2 protein-coding genes are annotated in these 1,621 nt (G+C 69.6%); one reads left to right on the top strand and one right to left on the bottom strand.

What is annotated here, in order from left to right; all coding sequences use genetic code 11:
* Positions 1-191: 191 nt before the first annotated feature.
* A complete protein-coding gene (locus E1261_RS44685; RefSeq protein WP_132416431.1) occupies positions 192-974 on the bottom strand; it encodes an ABC transporter ATP-binding protein in 783 nt (260 codons plus the stop codon).
* A gap of 67 nt (positions 975-1,041) precedes the next feature.
* Here E1261_RS44685 and E1261_RS44680 point away from each other — a divergent pair.
* A partial coding sequence (locus tag E1261_RS44680) for a hypothetical protein (protein WP_132416429.1) occupies positions 1,042-1,621 on the top strand: 580 nt, incomplete at its 3' end.

Here is a 1,621-nt window from a genome sequence, read left to right as displayed (position 1 = left end):
GATCTGATGGTGGACGTCTGCAACGTCAAGCCAGCCGGGCGGTAACGCAAGCGGCACCTCGGGTGCATCAACGCCTCATCCAGAAGCGCCGACCTGAGGAAGGTAGACCAGTGAGCTTGTGGGTTCTGGACTCGCATGAGGGTGCAGAACCCGCAACCTCGTGGGTCAACCCATCAGATGCCGTACGTCGGTCAGAGGGCGCGGGCGGTGTAGCGGCCGTCCTCGTGGGTGAGGGAGAGGGCGATGTCGAAGGTGGTGCTGAGGGTTTCGTCGGTGAGGGCCTGGGCGATCGGGCCGGCCGAGACGACGCGGCCTTGCTTGAGGAGGAGGGCGTGGGTGAAACCGGGCGGGATCTCCTCGACGTGATGGGTGACGAGGACCATCGCGGGGGCACCGACGGCGGTGGCGATCGAGCTGAGCGAGCGGACCAGCTGCTCGCGGCCGGTCAGGTCGAGGCCGGCGGCCGGCTCGTCCATCAGCATCAGTTCGGGGTCGGTCATCAGCGCGCGGGCGATCTGGACGCGCTTGCGCTCACCCTCGGACAGGGTGCCGAACGTCCGGTCGCTGAGGTGCGCGATCCCGAGTTCGGTCAGCAGCTCCTTGGCTCGCTGGTGGTCGAGCTCGTCGTACTCCTCACGCCAGCGCCCGAGAACGGCGTACGAGGCAGAAACGACAACGTCGGAGACCCGCTCACTCTTCGGCAGCCGGTCGGCGAGAGCGGCGCTCGTGATGCCGATCCGCGGGCGGAGCTCGAAGACGTCGATCGCGCCGAGCACCTCGCCGAGCAGCCCGACGACACCCGTGGTCGGGTGGATCTGGGCGGCCAGGATCTGCAGCAGGGTGGTCTTGCCCGCACCGTTCGGTCCGATCACGACCCAGCGATCGGCCTCGTCGACCGTCCACTCGACCCCGTCCAGCAGCCGCGCGCCACCGCGCACGATCGAGACATCTGCCAGCTCCACCACAGCAGTCATGCGGGCAAACCTACGTGGTGCCCGGCGGGTGCCGTACGCCGGGCACGCGGGTGAGACACTGACATGCGTGTTGACCACCTCCGCCTCCGTCCGGTTCACCGTGTGGACCAACGCGATGCTGACCGGCGCCTGCGATCCGGACACCGCCGCGCACAAGATCCTCGGTGAGGATGTCGGGCACCACGTCGCCGGACTGCCAGGCCATCCATCACCTGCGACGTTGCCTGTTGCGCTCAATCTGCTGCGCGCTGCCGGGGCCAAGCAGGCGCACCTCGCGCTGCCGATTCCCGGCGACCCGATCGGACTGGCCGGGCCACCGGCGTTCAACGAGGTGGCGCTTGAGTCCGGCGAAGCAGTCGTCTTCACCGGGCCGGATCTCGGGCTGGTTCCCGCGTACGTCGGTCCTGCGGTGCAATGGACTGCGCTCCGGGCCACCAGTCCCCAGCCGGCTGACTTCGGCGAGGCCGACCGCGCACTTCGGCTCGCGCTGATCGACGCCGCCGACTCGCTGGCCGCCTTGGACGTCGCCCGCTGGAAGCCCGAGGTCGCCGACGCCCTCATCGACATCCGCCGCATCGGCACCGGCCGCGGCGACGACCTGGCCCCCGGGTACCCGTCCCGCGCGGTCAAGTCCGCCGCCACCGCCC

Origin of the sequence: Kribbella albertanoniae (assembly GCF_004348455.1) — a bacterium.
Classification (GTDB): domain Bacteria; phylum Actinomycetota; class Actinomycetes; order Propionibacteriales; family Kribbellaceae; genus Kribbella; species Kribbella albertanoniae.
This window is presented reverse-complemented; position numbering and strand designations above follow the sequence as displayed.

Bases quoted from the DNA above. Each gene is read 5' to 3' on its own strand.
- E1261_RS44685 (WP_132416431.1), bottom strand. From the start codon at position 974: ATGACTGCTGTGGTGGAGCTGGCAGATGTCTCGATCGTGCGCGGTGGC.